The organism is Holdemania filiformis, assembly GCF_003459085.1.
Classification (GTDB): domain Bacteria; phylum Bacillota_I; class Bacilli_A; order Erysipelotrichales; family Erysipelotrichaceae; genus Holdemania; species Holdemania filiformis.
The window spans coordinates 104,209-119,752 of record NZ_QRUP01000006.1; the positions used below are offsets into that span (position 1 = coordinate 104,209).

General features: G+C 51.5%; 14 protein-coding genes. 4 read left to right on the forward strand and 10 right to left on the reverse strand.

What is annotated here, in order from left to right; genetic code table 11:
* Nucleotides 1-357 precede the first annotated feature (357 nt).
* Nucleotides 358-1,134, reverse strand: a complete 777-nt coding sequence (locus tag DWY25_RS06625) for a GNAT family N-acetyltransferase (protein WP_117894573.1) — start codon at nt 1,132-1,134, stop codon at nt 358-360.
* A gap of 140 nt (nt 1,135-1,274) precedes the next feature.
* Between DWY25_RS06625 and DWY25_RS06630 the strand changes: the two genes are divergently transcribed.
* Genes DWY25_RS06630 through DWY25_RS06640 form a run of 3 tightly spaced genes read left to right on the forward strand, consistent with a single transcriptional unit; the run spans nt 1,275 to nt 3,975 of the window.
* Complete coding sequence (locus DWY25_RS06630) at nt 1,275-2,180, forward strand: class I SAM-dependent methyltransferase (RefSeq protein ID WP_117894574.1); 906 nt, start codon at nt 1,275-1,277, stop codon at nt 2,178-2,180.
* The gene (locus DWY25_RS06635; RefSeq protein WP_117894575.1) at nt 2,158-2,832 is read left to right on the forward strand and encodes an RluA family pseudouridine synthase; all 675 of its coding nucleotides are present in this window, start codon (nt 2,158-2,160) and stop codon (nt 2,830-2,832) included. The genes DWY25_RS06630 and DWY25_RS06635 overlap by 23 nt, the downstream gene beginning before the upstream one ends.
* Before the next feature lie 21 nt (nt 2,833-2,853).
* The gene (locus tag DWY25_RS06640) at nt 2,854-3,975 is read left to right on the forward strand and encodes a M15 family metallopeptidase (protein ID WP_117894576.1); all 1,122 of its coding nucleotides are present in this window, start codon (nt 2,854-2,856) and stop codon (nt 3,973-3,975) included.
* A gap of 189 nt (nt 3,976-4,164) precedes the next feature.
* Here the strand turns inward: DWY25_RS06640 and DWY25_RS06645 are convergent, their stop codons facing one another.
* The 8 genes from DWY25_RS06645 to DWY25_RS06680 all read right to left on the reverse strand — a co-directional run bounded on the left by DWY25_RS06645 (nt 4,165) and on the right by DWY25_RS06680 (nt 14,112).
* Entirely contained in the window at nt 4,165-5,007 is an 843-nt protein-coding gene (locus DWY25_RS06645) for a PTS system mannose/fructose/sorbose family transporter subunit IID (RefSeq protein ID WP_117894577.1), read from the reverse strand.
* A 241-nt stretch (nt 5,008-5,248) separates the two neighbouring features.
* Nucleotides 5,249-6,172, reverse strand: a complete 924-nt coding sequence (locus DWY25_RS06650; protein WP_117894578.1) for a LysR family transcriptional regulator — start codon at nt 6,170-6,172, stop codon at nt 5,249-5,251.
* Between the two features lie 73 nt (nt 6,173-6,245).
* Nucleotides 6,246-8,234, reverse strand: coding sequence for an FAD-dependent oxidoreductase (locus DWY25_RS06655; RefSeq protein ID WP_006061247.1), 1,989 nt, complete (start codon nt 8,232-8,234; stop codon nt 6,246-6,248).
* A 234-nt stretch (nt 8,235-8,468) separates the two neighbouring features.
* A complete protein-coding gene (locus DWY25_RS06660; protein ID WP_117894579.1) occupies nt 8,469-10,361 on the reverse strand; it encodes a hypothetical protein in 1,893 nt (630 codons plus the stop codon).
* A 339-nt stretch (nt 10,362-10,700) separates the two neighbouring features.
* Nucleotides 10,701-11,870 carry a macrolide family glycosyltransferase gene (locus tag DWY25_RS06665; RefSeq protein WP_117894580.1) on the reverse strand — a complete coding sequence of 390 codons (1,170 nt, stop codon included), beginning with the start codon at nt 11,868-11,870 and terminating at the stop codon, nt 10,701-10,703.
* Nucleotides 11,871-11,975: 105 nt separating this feature from the next.
* Nucleotides 11,976-12,260: an AbrB/MazE/SpoVT family DNA-binding domain-containing protein gene (locus tag DWY25_RS06670; RefSeq protein ID WP_117894581.1), complete on the reverse strand. Its 285-nt coding sequence runs from the start codon at nt 12,258-12,260 to the stop codon at nt 11,976-11,978.
* A 196-nt stretch (nt 12,261-12,456) separates the two neighbouring features.
* Nucleotides 12,457-13,314, reverse strand: coding sequence for a patatin-like phospholipase family protein (locus DWY25_RS06675; protein ID WP_117894582.1), 858 nt, complete (start codon nt 13,312-13,314; stop codon nt 12,457-12,459).
* A 63-nt stretch (nt 13,315-13,377) separates the two neighbouring features.
* Nucleotides 13,378-14,112 (reverse strand): peptidoglycan recognition protein family protein, encoded by a 735-nt coding sequence (locus DWY25_RS06680; RefSeq protein ID WP_117894583.1) that lies wholly within the window; start codon nt 14,110-14,112, stop codon nt 13,378-13,380.
* Between the two features lie 77 nt (nt 14,113-14,189).
* Between DWY25_RS06680 and DWY25_RS06685 the strand changes: the two genes are divergently transcribed.
* Nucleotides 14,190-14,735, forward strand: a complete 546-nt coding sequence (locus tag DWY25_RS06685) for an AAA family ATPase (protein ID WP_420809866.1) — start codon at nt 14,190-14,192, stop codon at nt 14,733-14,735.
* A gap of 85 nt (nt 14,736-14,820) precedes the next feature.
* Here the strand turns inward: DWY25_RS06685 and DWY25_RS06690 are convergent, their stop codons facing one another.
* Nucleotides 14,821-15,408: a manganese efflux pump MntP gene (locus tag DWY25_RS06690; protein ID WP_006061254.1), complete on the reverse strand. Its 588-nt coding sequence runs from the start codon at nt 15,406-15,408 to the stop codon at nt 14,821-14,823.
* Nucleotides 15,409-15,544 lie beyond the last annotated feature (136 nt).

Consider the following 15,544-nt stretch of genomic DNA (forward strand, 5'->3'; position numbering starts at 1 on the left):
ACCTCTGCTTTTCTATCTTTAAGCTGATTTTCACGGACTTGAAAAACCACATCTCTCTTGATCTCCGCGCTCTGCAGCTTTCTGTGAAATCCCTGAAATTCAAAGAGTTGATTCAGACTTTCTATATTATACATGAAACCCGGGTCTTTTCTATCCCTGCGCCGCGGGTTTCAGAATTTTCATTTTTTCCGACGGAACCCGCCACGGCTAAAAGTCAGCCAGTTCAGGCCTTGCGCCGTATTCTATCGCTGCGGTCACCCGGACTCCTCACTGTAAACAATCATATCGTTTAGACCTTCCCCATCTTCCCTCGGCAGCCTGCATCTCCATCGTTGCGCATGGAAAGGAAAAGGAAGGTCAACGCGATCCTTCCTTCTGACGCAGCATCAATGTCCAGCGGCCGATCGGCGCGAAGCCCAGCCGGCTGTAAATTCTTCCCGCTTCCTCGTTTTCGAAGAACAGGCACGGTTTTTTACCTTCGCTTAACAGCTGTCCGCACAGCGCTGTCATCACCGCGCTGGCTAACCCCTGGCGCCGCCAGTCCGCGCGCGTCGCCACGCCGCCGAGGATCGCCGCTTCCGCGGTTTCCGCCGTGCTGTTGGCCTGGCAGATCACCTGGCCTCCCCGCTCAATGATGAAATGGCGGCCTTCCCGCGTTTCAATCCGGCGCGCGATCATCGCCGCTTCATTATCCGTCTGGAACACCTCGTCCAGCAGACCTTTTATCCGGCCGGCATCCTGCGGCTGGGCTTGGCGGATCTGCGGATCCGATACTGATTCCGCCTTCAATGTGTTCAATTCGCAGAACAGACATTCCTCACGGCTGAAGGCATCCAGCGCCAGCCCCTCCAGCACCTCTTTGCGGCCCTGGATCGCCTGGATTTCATACTCCTGAACCAGCCGTTCAACAAACTGCGGATCGACGCGGTTTTCTTCGCTGGCAATCACCAGGTTATGATAATACACCAGATAAATGCCATGTACAAATTCATCCTTATCAATAAAAACGGTTTGAAAACCCTGGTTGAACCCATAGTTCTCAATGTCCCCGATCAAAAACAAATTCAGCGACGGGTTTTGCCTCAGATAAGCCAGACATTCCTGCCGATGTTTTTCGCTGCAGCGAATCATCATCGCAATCACCTCGATGACTTCTATTCTATCAAACTCTGAGGTTGAGGTGAACTATTTTTTCAACTTTCTTAATTTTTCCAGCATTCTCCGCGATTCCTATCAAGCCATGCTATAATGTACAAATAAGGAGAATCAAAAGGATGAAACGAATTGCAAATCAATGGAAAGATTACGAATGCTGCGACGCGGGCGACGGTGAAAAGCTCGAGCGCTGGCAGAATATCATACTGCGCCGGCCGGATCCTCAGGCGGTCTGGAAGCGCACGGAGCACGCCGGATGGAACCGCGTGCATGCACATTATCACCGTTCAAACCGGGGCGGAGGAAGCTGGGAATTCAAACAGGCCGTCCCGGAGACCTGGACGGTATCCTATAAAGAGCTGACCTTTAAGGTTTCCCCGACCGGCTTCAAGCATACCGGACTGTTCCCGGAGCAGGCGGTCAACTGGGATTGGATGCAGAGTAAAATCCGCAAGGCCAAAGCCGCCGGCCGGCCGGTCCGGATCCTGAACCTGTTCGCCTACACCGGCGGAGCGACGATGGCGTGTGCCAGCGCCGGGGCCGATGAAGTCGTGCATGTCGATGCCAGTAAAGGGATGGTTCAGTGGGCCAAGGAAAACATGGCGCTGTCCCATCTGGAAAACCGCACAATCCGCTTTATCGTTGACGACGTCCTGAAATTTGTCGCGCGGGAAAAGCGCCGCGGTCATACCTATCAGGGCATTCTGATGGATCCGCCGTCCTATGGCCGGGGGCCGAATGGCGAAGTGTGGAAGCTGGAGGATCAGATCAACGAATTAGTGAACGCCTGCCTGGAGATTCTGGACGACGACGCGCTGTTTCTGCTCGTCAATTCCTATACGACCGGATTTTCCTCCATCGTTCTGGAAAATATTCTGCGCACAACCGTGCTGCGCTGTCATCCGAAGGGTTATGTGTTCGCCGGGGAAGTCGGGCTGCCGATCACCCAGGATCACATGATTCTGCCGTGCGGAATTTACGGCGCGTGGAGCGACGAAGACGATGAAGTTCAAAATTCTTTATGAGGATAATCACCTGCTGGTCGTCGTCAAGCCCGTCAACATGGCGGTGCAGGCCGACGACAGCCGGGATCCGGATCTCTTAACGCTTTTAAAGCAAGACTTAAAAGAGCGGTATCAGAAACCCGGCAATGTCTACCTCGGTTTAGTCCATCGGCTGGATCGCCCGGTCGGCGGCGTCATGGTGTTCGCCAAGACCTCCAAAGCCGCGTCCCGCCTCAGCGATCAGGTCCGCACCCGCGGTTTAAAGAAAACCTACCAAGCCGTTTTATGCGGCCGCCCGCAAGCCGCTTCAGCGACGTTGAAAGACTGGCTGATCAAAAATGAAAAGACCAATACTGTGCGCACAGCCGCACCCAACACGCCGAAAGCCAAGGAAGCGATTCTAAGCTATCAGATCCAGGGCGAAAAAGAAGGACTGACACTGGCTGAGATCCAGCTGGAAACCGGCCGGCCGCATCAGATCCGCGTGCAGTTTGCCAGCCGCCGCACCCCTTTGTGGGGTGATCAGCGGTATAATCCGCAGGCTCGTCCCGGCCAGCAAATCGCACTGTGGGCAGTGTCGCTGACGCTGCGCCATCCGGTGACGCAGGAAACGATGACGTTTACCTGTCCGCCGCCAGACAACGTTCCATGGAATTTATTTTTTCCATCCTAATAAAGAGAGGAGTTCACGATCATGGCAACAAAAGTACCTGTGAAAAAGCGCAAGGTTAAGCGCAGACGGCGCAGACGGATCCGCAAATCTGTTCTGTTCGGTTTGATCGGCATCGCCGCGGCGATCGTGCTGGTCTTCGTTCTCACAACCATTCCGAAAATTACAACCGACAACAAGCTGAAAGGCCTGGGCTATTCCAAAGAAAGCATCGCGATGATCAAGCGCCAGAAGCTGACCAAAACGATTCTCAGTGATAAGCTGTATTCCGACAATCTTAACGCCGCCCTGGCGTCTGAAAATTTCAACAAGGATTATCTGCGGCTGTATCTGGTGACCGATTCGCTGAGCGAGGACGACACGCGGCTTTACGACCGCCTGCGGGCCCGGAATTATCCCGAGGATTCATGTTTGAAATTGTTTGAGAAACTGAATTTCTGGGAGATCACGCCGCTGTTGGTCTTTGATTACGTCAGCGATGTCGACGCTTATATCCAGGACTGCACTGATCATCGCGACGTCAACAGCGAGAATCATTTTGAGCTGAGCGGCAATTACGTCCACTGGTATGACAGCACGTCGGCTTCCGACGCGAAGGATGTCAGCATGATCGTGAACAAGCGCTATTACCTCGGTGAAAACTACGCTCCGGATGATCTGGTGCCGTTAAGCCTGACCTATGCCGCGAAGGATTGTTACCTGCGCCAGGAAGCGGCGGATGCGATGGCCGCGATGTGCGACGAGCTGAACGCCGGCGGCAAGCCGAAGATGTATGCCTCCTCCTCTTACCGCGATTATCAGTATCAGGTTAATCTGTACAACGGCTACGTCAATTCTAAAGGTCAGGAGTGGGCGGATTCAATTTCAGCCCGGCCAGGGTTCTCTGAGCATCAGACAGGACTGACCGTCGATATGGCCGCCACGGGCGCGCAGCTGTCCAAGTTCGCCGATACTGAAGCGTTCCAATGGATGCAGCAGAACGCACACCGCTTCGGCTGGATCCTGCGTTATCCGGAAGGAAAGGAAACGATCACTGGTTACAACTATGAAGCCTGGCATTATCGCTACCTGGGCGTCGAGCTGGCGACCAAGGTGCATGATTCCGGTCTGACCTATGACGAATATTACGAACTGTATCTGCGTTAAATGACGATCCGGTTTTCTCTGCCGGATCGTTTTTATATTAACCGCTCTTGTCTGACCTGTCCTGTTTCGCAGGACTGATGGACGCCTTCGGCCATCCTGCAGCTTCTTCCTGCATGATGAAATTCTTATTTTCACTCCAACAAAAAAGCCTGACAACCCGTCAGGCCAATTTGTTTATTATCATTAGCTTTATACTTCGACAATCCCCAGAGAAGCCAGCACAATCGCCAGCACCAGCACAGTGATAATCAGGCGGTTGGAATTCATCCACTTTTGTCCCAGCATCCAGTAGCACAAGACCGCGAACAGCGCCGGCATCAACCCCGGCATGATTGAATCCATGTATTTCTGAAGCGGGAATTCCTGCAGCAGCATTTCCCCGGTCTTCGGATCCGTGCCCAGACTGACCGTCAGCGTCTTCAGCGGAAACTTCACCATGGTGGCGATCATCCCGCCAACCACGGTTAATCCCAGGACGGAGGCCGCGGCCGTTACGGTTTCCTTAATCCCAGACAGCGTGTTGACGATTTTAGCGCCCTGTTGATAGCCGATATCATACAGCTTAAACCGCAGCAACAGTACGCCGATCAGCCAGATCTCCCAGATCATAATGCCGACAACACTGCCTTCCTTGGCCATGGTCGCCGCGATCGAACCGAACACCGCGCCGGGAATCATGCTGAAAATGGTATCCCCCACCCCGGCAAACGGTCCCATCAGCGCGGTCTTCATCGAAGACGCGACGTCGATGCCTGCGCCGTTTTCCTGCATTTCTTCCTCGATCGCTACGTTCATTCCGACAATGATATCCCCCATCGCCGGCGTCGTGTTGAAGAATACAGAATGTGCCTGAAGCGCTTTTTTCTTCAGCGCCGGCTGATCCCCGTACAGCTTTTCAATCAGCGGAAGCATGGTTGTCAGATAGCCTAACCCTTGCATACGTTCGTAGTTCCATCCGATCTGGGAATTCCAGATCCAGCGGAGATTAATGCGGCGAAGCTCTTGTTTGGTCAGGCGTTTCGTCTGTGTCATAGCTTTGAGTCCCCCTCTTCTTTATCCCTTATGTCGCTTTCATTATAGACCTATTCAACTCAATTTCCAATCAACGATTCAGATTTTGTAGAATTTTCAGAATTTTTTATCCCGATCTGATTCTCGTTTTCTGCTGCCTTTAAAGAATGAAAATTGAATTGCCGTTATAAAGAAAGATCCCGTTGCAGGATCTTTCACTCCATTGAAATTTATTGATCGTCGTCAGGATGCGTCAGCTCGATTAAAGCAGCTGGATCTGTGAAGTCTCCGGGTCTTTCTTCACCTGGGCCGCATACGCCTTGGCCTGATCGATCAAATGATTGATCCCGGTGCTGCGGTAAACACCTTTCTGAATCAGGATTACATCGTAAATAACGAATGGATCAATCCAGTTCAGCTGCACTAAGCCCATCTGACGTACCTTCGGCACGCAGACATAAGGAATCAGGCAGATCCGGTTGTCATCCTTAGCCGTGTTGATAACTGCATGGATACTGCCTAAAAACAACTCTGAGGCTGGGCGTGCGCCATTTTGCGCCAGACACCGGCGGAACTCGTCGGTGAAACAGCAGTCCTCATAGGTATAGGAGAAATTTTCCCGGTTCAAATCGCCAAGATGCACTTCCTCCTGCTGCGCCAGCCGGTGATTGGGCGACGTCATCAAACACAGCCGTTCCTGAAACAGTGGAACGATCTGTTGCCCCTCGCTTTCCTGAGTATTGAGCATCTGGACAAATCCGATGTCCACCTCATTCTGATTCAGCCATTCCGGCACCCGCGCGCAGCAGATCGCGTTGACCTGCAGCGTCAGCTCCGGCTGCGTCTTTTCCACGGCCGCGAAGAAATCGCCGAACGCGAAGCCGACCATCAGCTCACCGCCGGCGACCCGGATCGTGCCGATCGCCGATTTCGTCTGATCAAATTCATACTGCAGTTTGAAATACACACTGAGCATCTCGTCGGCGTAGCGCATAAACCGCTTCCCGTCATAGGTCAGCTCAATTTTCCCATTGCGGTATTCCACCAGCTGAACCTGCAATTCATCCTCTAACGAACGAATGTGTTTAGCCAGGGTTGAGGGCGCATAGCTCAATTTTTCCGAAGTCTTCATGTAGTTTTTTTCCTGGGCTAAGGTCCGGAATGTGATCAGCTGTTTAATATCCATCGTTGCTCTCCTTCACTGCAAAAGCATCCACATTGAAAATGGATGCTTTTTTAATCATTGGTTATCTGTGGGACTACTTCGCGTCAGCAACGACCGTTTCGCCTGCCAGCTTACCGAAGACGACCGTATCAACAACCGCGTTGCCACCTAAACGGTTAGCGCCGTGGATGCCGCCAGTGATTTCGCCTGCTGCATACAGACCGGAAATCGGCTGTCCTGCTTCATCCAGAACGCGGGTTTCCGTGTCGATTGTCACGCCGCCCATCGTATGATGGACACAAGCCTGACGGGCTGTCGCAACCCATGGTCCGTTCTCCAGCTTGGTGGAGTACAGCGTTCTGCCGAATTCGTCAGTACCGCCGTCCGCAGCCGCGTTGAAGCTGTCGACAGTTTCTTTTAACGTCGCGGCGTCGATGCCCATCTGAGAAGCCAGATCATCCAATGTATCCGCAACTAAAATATAACCGTTTTCTTTCAAATAATCAAACGTAAATCCGTCGGCAGAACGCCAGTTCGGGTCGGTAATGTCAACATAACCCGCGCCGTCGCCAGATTCCAGCATGTAGAACATCGAATCGGTCTGTGCCATAACCGCCAGACAGATCTCATCACGACGGCCGTCTTCACGAACGAAGCGCTTGCCTTCTTTATTGATGAAGATAATCTGATCCGTGCCGTTGACGTCACGCGGCGGATATTTCGTCAGCTGGCCGTCTTTTACGTTGCCCAGATACAGCAGCTGAATCTGTTCCATATCGGTCAGGGAAGCGCCGGCTTCCAGTGCCATCGAGATACCGTCGCCCTGCGAGCTGCTGAAACGGTTGGTCGTCATGACCTTGCTCAAATCGTTCCATTTGCCGGAGGTGTTGTATTCCTGGACCATCTTGCTGTTGGCCGCGAAACCACCGGTTGCCAGAACGACGCCCATGTTCGCGCTGACGGTGAATTCATTACCCGCTTTGTCCTTGCAGACAACGCCGGTTACCTTTCCTGCATCATCCTGAACCAGTTTTTCAGCGGTGCTGCTGGTCAGAACTGTAATCTTTTCATCTTTCAAAATGTTTTCAACATACGTTGAGATAAAGCCGGTGCCCATCTGCATCGTGCTCGTATGTGTTCTCTGCCACAAGCTGCCTGCACCCTGGCCAATGATATCGCTGAATTCCATACCCAGTGATTCGATCCATTCCAGGCCTTCATAGGAATCATAGCACAGAACTTTGACTAAATCCAAATCGCCGACTTTATCGCCGTTGATCCATGTCTGCAAAGCATACCATTCTTTCGTATCGAACAGATCGGTACGGCCGCTGGCCTTGTATTCATCCCACTGCGCCTGAACTTCTTTCTGCAAAGCAGCATGCGCATCGTTGATCGGATCTTCTGCCAGAGCTTTTTCAACGGTCGTCTTCACAGCGTCCGTCATGGTTACTTTGTTCTGCAGCGGTTCGTCCGGTGTGTTGTAAATCGCGCCGCAGACTAAGGTATCGCCGCCGACTTCGCCGTTCTTTTCAACGATGACAACGTTAGCGCCCTTCTGGGAAGCCGAGATTGCCGCAGCCAGACCTGCTCCGCCGCCGCCAACAACGACAACGTCCGCACTCTGATCCTGCTGCGCTTCCGAAGCAACTTCTTTCATCCAGTTCGCCGGATCCGCGCCTGCCTGAGTCAAGCAGTCTTTCACAGCGTTGATGACCGCCGCGGAAGTAATCGTCGCGCCCGCTACGGTATCGACGTCTAAACTCTGATTGGCTACAATTTCTTCCGGAATTAAGACTGTCGGTGCTTTCCCGCCTTCATCCAATTCCTTGCCGGCTGCATTTTTCAATACGCCGCCAATCCCCGGTGTTTCTGAATCCTTTGTTACCTTTACGGAAACAATGGCGTCCTCGCTGACTTCAACGGTGACTTCAACGACATCGTTCATTCCCTGCGACGTCGCGGTGTACGTCCCAGCCTTCATGCCTGTCGCAGCGGTCGGCTCATCCTTTTTCGGAGTTGAGCATCCGGCCATTGAACAGATCATGAGAAAACTGGTCAGTAAAAGCATTGCCTTTTTCATTCTTCATTTTCCTCCTTGGATCTTGTTAGAATTATATCATGTTATTTTTTTATCAACTCACACTAAAAGGAAATGCGTTCTCGCTTTTTTCGTGACTGGGCTTCTCCCAGTTTCTCTGCAGCATACCGGCCCGTCACTTTGAGCCTCGTCAAAAAGCGCCGGAGTTCATCCCCGGCGTCTTCCTGTTCCATGATTTTATTTATTCTTTTAATCGTTCCTGATCTGAATCACACGCTACTCCCGGAATTCCGGTCGTTTGGGTTTCACTGTTTTCTGCTCCGGTTTCGCGGAAGATTTGCGAAGTCCCCGGGTCAGCGCCAGTCCATAATACAGAAGCCGTTCCAGGACATAAAGCACGAGCACAACCTTTACCGCCATAATCGAAAAAGCCATACTGGAAGTCTGGACGGAAGTCGGACGGTAGATGACGTCATAGGTAATCGGTCCTTCGCTTTCCAGCATGTCAAACGTAACCAGCCCGGTATTCTCCGCAGCATAAGGAATAATCGTGTCGATCACTTCGCCATCCTTGATCGCATCGACCTCATAGCCGTAATAATACGTACGCGGAACGGTAAGCCACTGGCCACTCGGCCCCGATTTTACAACAAACTTAAAATGTCCATACTCGCTTTCATCGACGTTCTTATCATTGATCAGCAGCTTCATACTGCTGTCGATGAACGATTCGCTCGGCGACACCGCCCATTTCACCCATTCGCGGTAATCCTTGTAATCAACGTCCACATCATACGGCAGATAATCCGCGCTGCTTAACTGCTGGACGTTGTAGACGGCGGTTTCCTGCGTTTCTCCATAAACGCTCAGCTGTGCTTCCTCCACCGTCAGGGTATCCGGATAGCCGTAGATCTGATCATAATTCACCTTCAGCATGGAATAGGTCGGAATCAAGATCACGATTACGCTGGCCGTCTTCAACAGGATCCTGAACTCCACCCGTTTGAAATTCCGGATGAACACAAACCAGTAATACCCGCCGGCCAGCGCCAGCATCGGAATGCAGACCGGCAGCAGCCGCTGCACAAACTGCATAAAGCTGAAAAATGGAAACAGCTGCCAGGGAAACAGCTTCGTCATCATCAACATCGACACATAGCCGATAATCCAGCAGTGGAATATAAACGGATTGCGCTTGCGCTTCTCCTTCACCGCGAAGCCGATCAGCGGCATGAAGATCAGAAACGGCCCCGGAGAATTATTCAGATATACCGAAGTATCGACGGTGAAGTTGAAGATTTCTGACAAATCGACCGCGGAAGCCGCCAGCCCGCCGCCCAGATTAAACGTATGCGAAACGACCATATCCACCGCGCCCATCTGTTCCAGCATCGGAGCGATGAAAAACCAGGCGCAGGCCAGCGCCGCCAGAATCGCCTGCAGGATATTCAGAATCCGGATTTTTTCCCGCCACAGCTTTTTCATATTGATCAAAGCGAAGACCGCGAATACGATGCACATTAAAATAAAGCTGATGTTGTGCGACAGCACTAAACCGCAATATCCCACGGCCAGCCAGATCCAGCGCCGGCTGTCCTTATACATCGTCTGATAGATTCCCGCCAGACAGATTGGAATGAAGACCAGCGCCAGCAGCTCGCCTAAGCCGCCCCGCCGCAGAATGTCGGTGATGCTGTGAGTGTTCAGCATGAACAGCAGCATCGCCAGAATCGCTGCGTAACCGCTGCGCTTGCTTACCTTATAGCTGCACAGGCCGATCATCATCGTCGCGATCCAGACTAACCCGAACACATACTTCTTATACACCAGCACCGGAAGCATACCGTCCGTCAAAAGCGCAGCCGGCCAGTACAGAAAGAGGTTACAGTAAAAGATCGGCGTCGGATATCCGAAATTGTAATTCTGATTCCAGAACAGATACGGGTATTCGACGTTATTCTGCTGGGCCTCCATCAGGCTGATAATCCGATTGATGTGGAAGCCGGTATCGGCGCCCAGATGAACCTGACCATTGTTAAAGGGAAAGCAGAAGAACGAAGCGATCAAGAATGAAACGAGCGCGATGATCAGAATCGTGCCGGCCCACATCAAGATCGGTTTTTCTTTTTTTAGTTGAATCACGTGATTAATCATGGCTTTATATTTCATCATATTTCTCTTAAATATCCTTTTTTAGTCACTATCTTCTTATTGTACTCAAATTTTCAGTAATTAAAATAGTAAAAAAGTAAAATTAATTCTTTTGTCATCCATTACACGGTTCCTCTGCCGACGTTCTCTGTCCTTTTCAACAGTTCCTCGGATGCCGGATTTTCCGGCTGCGAATTAGATAAGGAGGTGCTGGCCCTCCATTTCCTAAAAAAGAGCGAACCGCTGTAATCCGCATTTTAACGGAGTCAATATAAGAAGAACCCCCGGCGCTTCTTCAACGCCGGGGGTACCGCAGGAATTCAGCTGACAGCTGATTAAAACTTCTCGGAAACCTAATCAATTCTTCTTTTCCTGAATCCAGCCTTCGATCAGCTGCGCTGCCCGGACCGCGCCGCCGGCCTGGCGGAAGCTGCGGCTGATTGCTGCCGCGTTTTCTTTTAAAACCGGATTGGTCAGAACCTGATTAACCGCTCTGCGGATCGCGGCCGGACTGTTTTCTTCTAAAAGAATACCGGCGTTCAGCTGCACGACCCGCCGCGCGACGCCGCCCTGTTCCGCGGTTTGCGGATAGAGAATCAGCGGCATCTCGGCATACAGCCCCTCGTTCACGCTGTTCATTCCGCCATGCGTCAGAAACAACGCAGCTTTCTGCAGGACCTCAAGCTGATCTACCTGAGGGCGGATCGTGAAATGAGCCGGGGCTTCCAGCGCAGCCGCCTGGTTTTCCGTGCCAACCGCCATGATTACTTCGCCCGGATAATCGCGCAGCGCTTCCACGCAGTTCCGAAAGAAATCCGGATGTTGGTTATTGACGGTCCCCAGTGAGATATAAACCGCCGTTCTTGCGTCTGCCGCTTCGGTTGAAATTTGCCTCAGGGAAGGTCCGACAAACTGAATCCGGTCGGAAAAGGTCTCGGCATACGGCTGAAATTCACGCGACGTGTAAACGATCGTGCAGGTCTGATCATCGTTCTGCAGGATGGAAAGCAGATTCTTAACCGGATAGCCGTGTTCCCGCAGCCGCCGGATCTGACGGCGAATCTGCGGCATCGAGCAGATCAGGCTGAACAGCTGGCCAAAACTCTGTTTCATGATTTTGGCGGAGTATCGGTTAAAGGCAAACGTGGTTGTCGACGAGATCAAGGGAATTCCCAGCTTCAAGGCCGCGAACTTTCCCCAGACTGCCATCGAGTCGGCCACAATGCAGTCCGGCTGTAAGGCTTGCAGTGTTTCGCATATCTTTTTGTCAAGCGCCAGCGTCGTATCTGTCAGCAGCTTGATCGACCCGCCGACATCACTATTGGCCGCCATCGCTCCCGCCTTGTCCATGGAAAGCTCCGCATCGCAGTTAATAAACCGGGCGCCCGCTTCCTCAATCCGCTGCTGAAATGGTGAAAATGAGAAGTACACAACCTGATGATTCCGCTTCGTTAGTTCCCGGACGACTTCCAATGTCGGGTTGGTATGCCCGTAAGCAGGAAGGCAGAAGAATGCGATGATTGCCATATAACAACCTCCAAAGCCGGTTTCCCGGTCTTTTATTTTACGCCGCGTCCTTGGCTGAACGCCGGTGAGAATCTTGACGCAAATGGAACAAAAGAATCAATACCTTTACTTTTTCGTTTGACGGATAGATTCCGCGAATACTTTTGAATCTTCCTCCGGCATGTCCGGATAGAGTTCTTTGGCCTTGCCCGCAAAAATCGCGTCGGCGATCTTCTCAAAGACGTCATAGCGTTCGATCGCAATGCCCTTCTCCCTGTCCGCCAGCAGCATCAGCGTATCGCAGGGCTGAATCTGAAACAAATCGCGGACTTCCTTCGGGATAACAATCTGGCCTTTCGGTCCGACCTTCACAGAACTCATATATTTTCCGTCTTTTACCTGTGCTTTCATGTTTTTCTCCTTGTATAAAAAGTATAACTTGTATAACTTATAACACCATATTACTCCTGTCTGCCAGGCTCGTCAAGCAACTTCCTGGATTATCGTGTCTTCCCGCTCTGAATTTCATGAACCAGCCACTTTCTGCCGCAGGAAATAAAAAACGATCCCGGTTTATCCAGAAATCGTTTTCCGTCTTCTTTCAAATTTATTCAGCTTTGCCTAAAAAACTCAGCAGCTCCGCTTTCCGCGTTTCACAATCCGCCTTGCCCAGTTCAAATAACTGCTTCAAGGCTTCCGCGTCGCCGGAGAACCGCTTCACGCCGAGATTTTTTGAAGGTCTTAACAACAACGCTTTGCCTTCCTTCTGCAAATCATCGACCAGATTCATTTCTTCATAATACACGTCGCTGCGGATTTTCAGCGCGTCGATCAACGCCTGGTTATGATACGCCATCTTCGAGGTATTCAGCAGCATCTTGCTGCTCGGCTTACGCACATAACCCTCGTCCTTGGTCACAATCACCAGATGCTTATCGCAGCCATAACCCAGCGAACGCTTGATCGGCACCATCGTCGTCACGCCGCCGTCCATATATAGCCCGCCGCGGTAAGGCACCGGCGCACCGGCCAGCGGCAGTGTACACGCGCCTTTTAACAGCCGCAGATCATCGTCCAGCTCCTGTTTTTTGACCCACTCCACTTTCGATGTATTCAAATTAAACAAGCCGATCTCAATCTCCATCGGCGACTTCCGCAGCGCGTCCAGCTCATAGTGGATCGTGTCTTTCAAAAGCCGGTCAAACATGAAGTCATATCCGACATAATGCCGTTCCTTCAAGAGAGGATTCAGCCCTACATTCCGCTTGTCCGGCATGTAGATAACGCCGACATCATACAGATACTGTTTATTCCGCATTGCGAAGCTGCATAGATTCATCGCCCCGGCTGAAATGCCGACGCCGTAATCGAATTCGATCTCATGGTCGATCAGCCATGTCAAAACCCCAGCCGTATAGGCGCCGCGCATCCCGCCGCCTTCTAAAACCAGTCCGGTTTTTCCCATAAATTCACCTCAATCATCCAGTCATTTATTGTAACAAAAAAAACTGAATTTACCACTACAAAATCATGGTTTCGTCGCTTCTTGAACCATTTTTACGAATTCTTCCGTCCGGTCCGCGGATAAAATCCGGTGCGGGCAGTCCTTGCCTGAGAAATCATGGTGCTGCTTGATATCCTCAATCCGCAGATCATACGCCTTCATCAGCTCGGCGCACAGTGCGGCCGCGTTTTCCATTGTCTTTTCAAAATCATTGCCTTCGTTAACGCACAGCTCAATCCCGATCCCCGTCATGTTGCCGCCGTTTTCCGTCATTTTATCACCTGCGTGCCAGCCGACTTCCTCATCCGGCAGGGAATGATAAATGGCATGATCGTCGACTGTGTAATGCCAGGAATTGATGTCCGTTTCATTCGTCTTTAAATATTCGTTATGATGCCAGGCATCCGCGCTGGCTGCTTCGTTGTCCGTTTCATGAATGACGATCCAGCGGATTTCACGCTGAATCCCGGGCCGGTTCTGATGCCCCTCAGGAATGTAATCATGCACAACTTCAATGCCGTTGACCGTCTGCAGCTGCACGCCTACGGTATGATAGATCCGTTTTTCCCGTGCCGGCCACAGCCACAACAAAAGCAGCGCGATGACGATCAGCCCCGCCAGCACGCCCAGAATTGCCAGCTTGCGGCGGACCGACGCTTTCAGACGGTAACGTTTATGCGCCCGTTTTTGTTTTCCTGACGAAGAACGCGAGGAAACCGCCCGTTGACGCGCGGCGGTTTTTCCTTGTTGAGTATTCATAAAACATCCCCAATCTGCGAAATAAACTTTATTTTATTTTAACATGTTCCTCCGCCGAACACTGAAGGAAATTCTTAATTCTTTCTAAAGCATGCTATAATCAAAAACAAAGGCAGGAAGTGAATATGAAGAAAGTCATTTTTATCAGCGGTACGATGGGCAGTGGAAAAACCACGGTCAGCCGCTTATGCAGCGAACTGCTTACCCGCAGCGTCTGGCTGGATGGAGATTGGTGCTGGATGATGCATCCGTTTCAGGTCAGCGACCAAACTAAAGCGATGGTTCAGAACAATATTACCTATTTATTGAATCAGTTCCTCGCCCAGCCGGACTTCGATTATATTTTGTTCAGCTGGGTGATGGACGACCCCGAAACCGTGCGTTCGATTTTAAAACGGCTTCACGGCGAGTTTACTTTCAATCATTTTACCTTATCGCCTTCCCCTGCTCAGCTGCGCCGCCAGCTGCAGTCTGACATAGACCGGGGCCTGCGAACACCGGAATGTCTTGAGCGCAGCTTGGCCCGGCTGCCTCATTATGACGACATTGACTCAGAAAAAATAGAAACAACCGGACGCGAACCCCTCTCCATTGCCCGGGAAATTCTGTTTCGGCTGCGCTGACTCGCTTCAATTTCATCTAAAAAAAACTCTTATCCGCGTAAGAAGTTTTTTTGCAATGACTTTCATGAGGATATTTCCGCAGATTTTAGAAAAACATGTGTTCCACAAAGATCCGCAGCCCGATCAGAATCAAAATCACACCGCCCAGCACCCGGGCTTTTTCTTTGACCATCGAACCGAAACGCTTCCCCATTGCCGCGCCGATCAGGCTCAGTCCGAAAGTGATGCCGCAAATCAACAGACAGGCAGTAAAAATATTAACGTGAATGACCGCGAAGCTGATCCCCACTGCCAGGGCGTCGATACTGGTGGCGACCGCCTGCATCAGGATCGTCGGCAGCGTCAGCGTTTTATTCCCGCAGTTTTCACATTCCGATTCCCGGCTTTCCTGCCACGCTTCTTTAATCATATTCAGCCCGATCACGCCCAGCAGAATCAGCGCGATCCAATGATCGATCGAGCTGATCGCGTCGCTGAACATCCGGCCGCAGAAATAGCCGATCAGCGGCATGATTCCCTGGAACAAGCCGAACGCCCCGGAAGTGATCAGCGCTTCTTTGCGGTGAAAGTTTTCATAACATAAGCCGTCGGTGATCGACACCGCAAACGCGTCCATCGCCAAACCGACCGCTAACATGACTAACGTGACCGCATCCATAACATTTGCATCCATACATTTCCCTCTTTCTTCCTAAAAAAAGACCCAGGCATAAGCTCGTTAAAGCCTATGCTTGAGTCTTGTTCATTAAGCCAAACCAGGCGGCAAACCGCCATTGTGTTGATTTGACACGCAGGTTTCCCCACGCAAA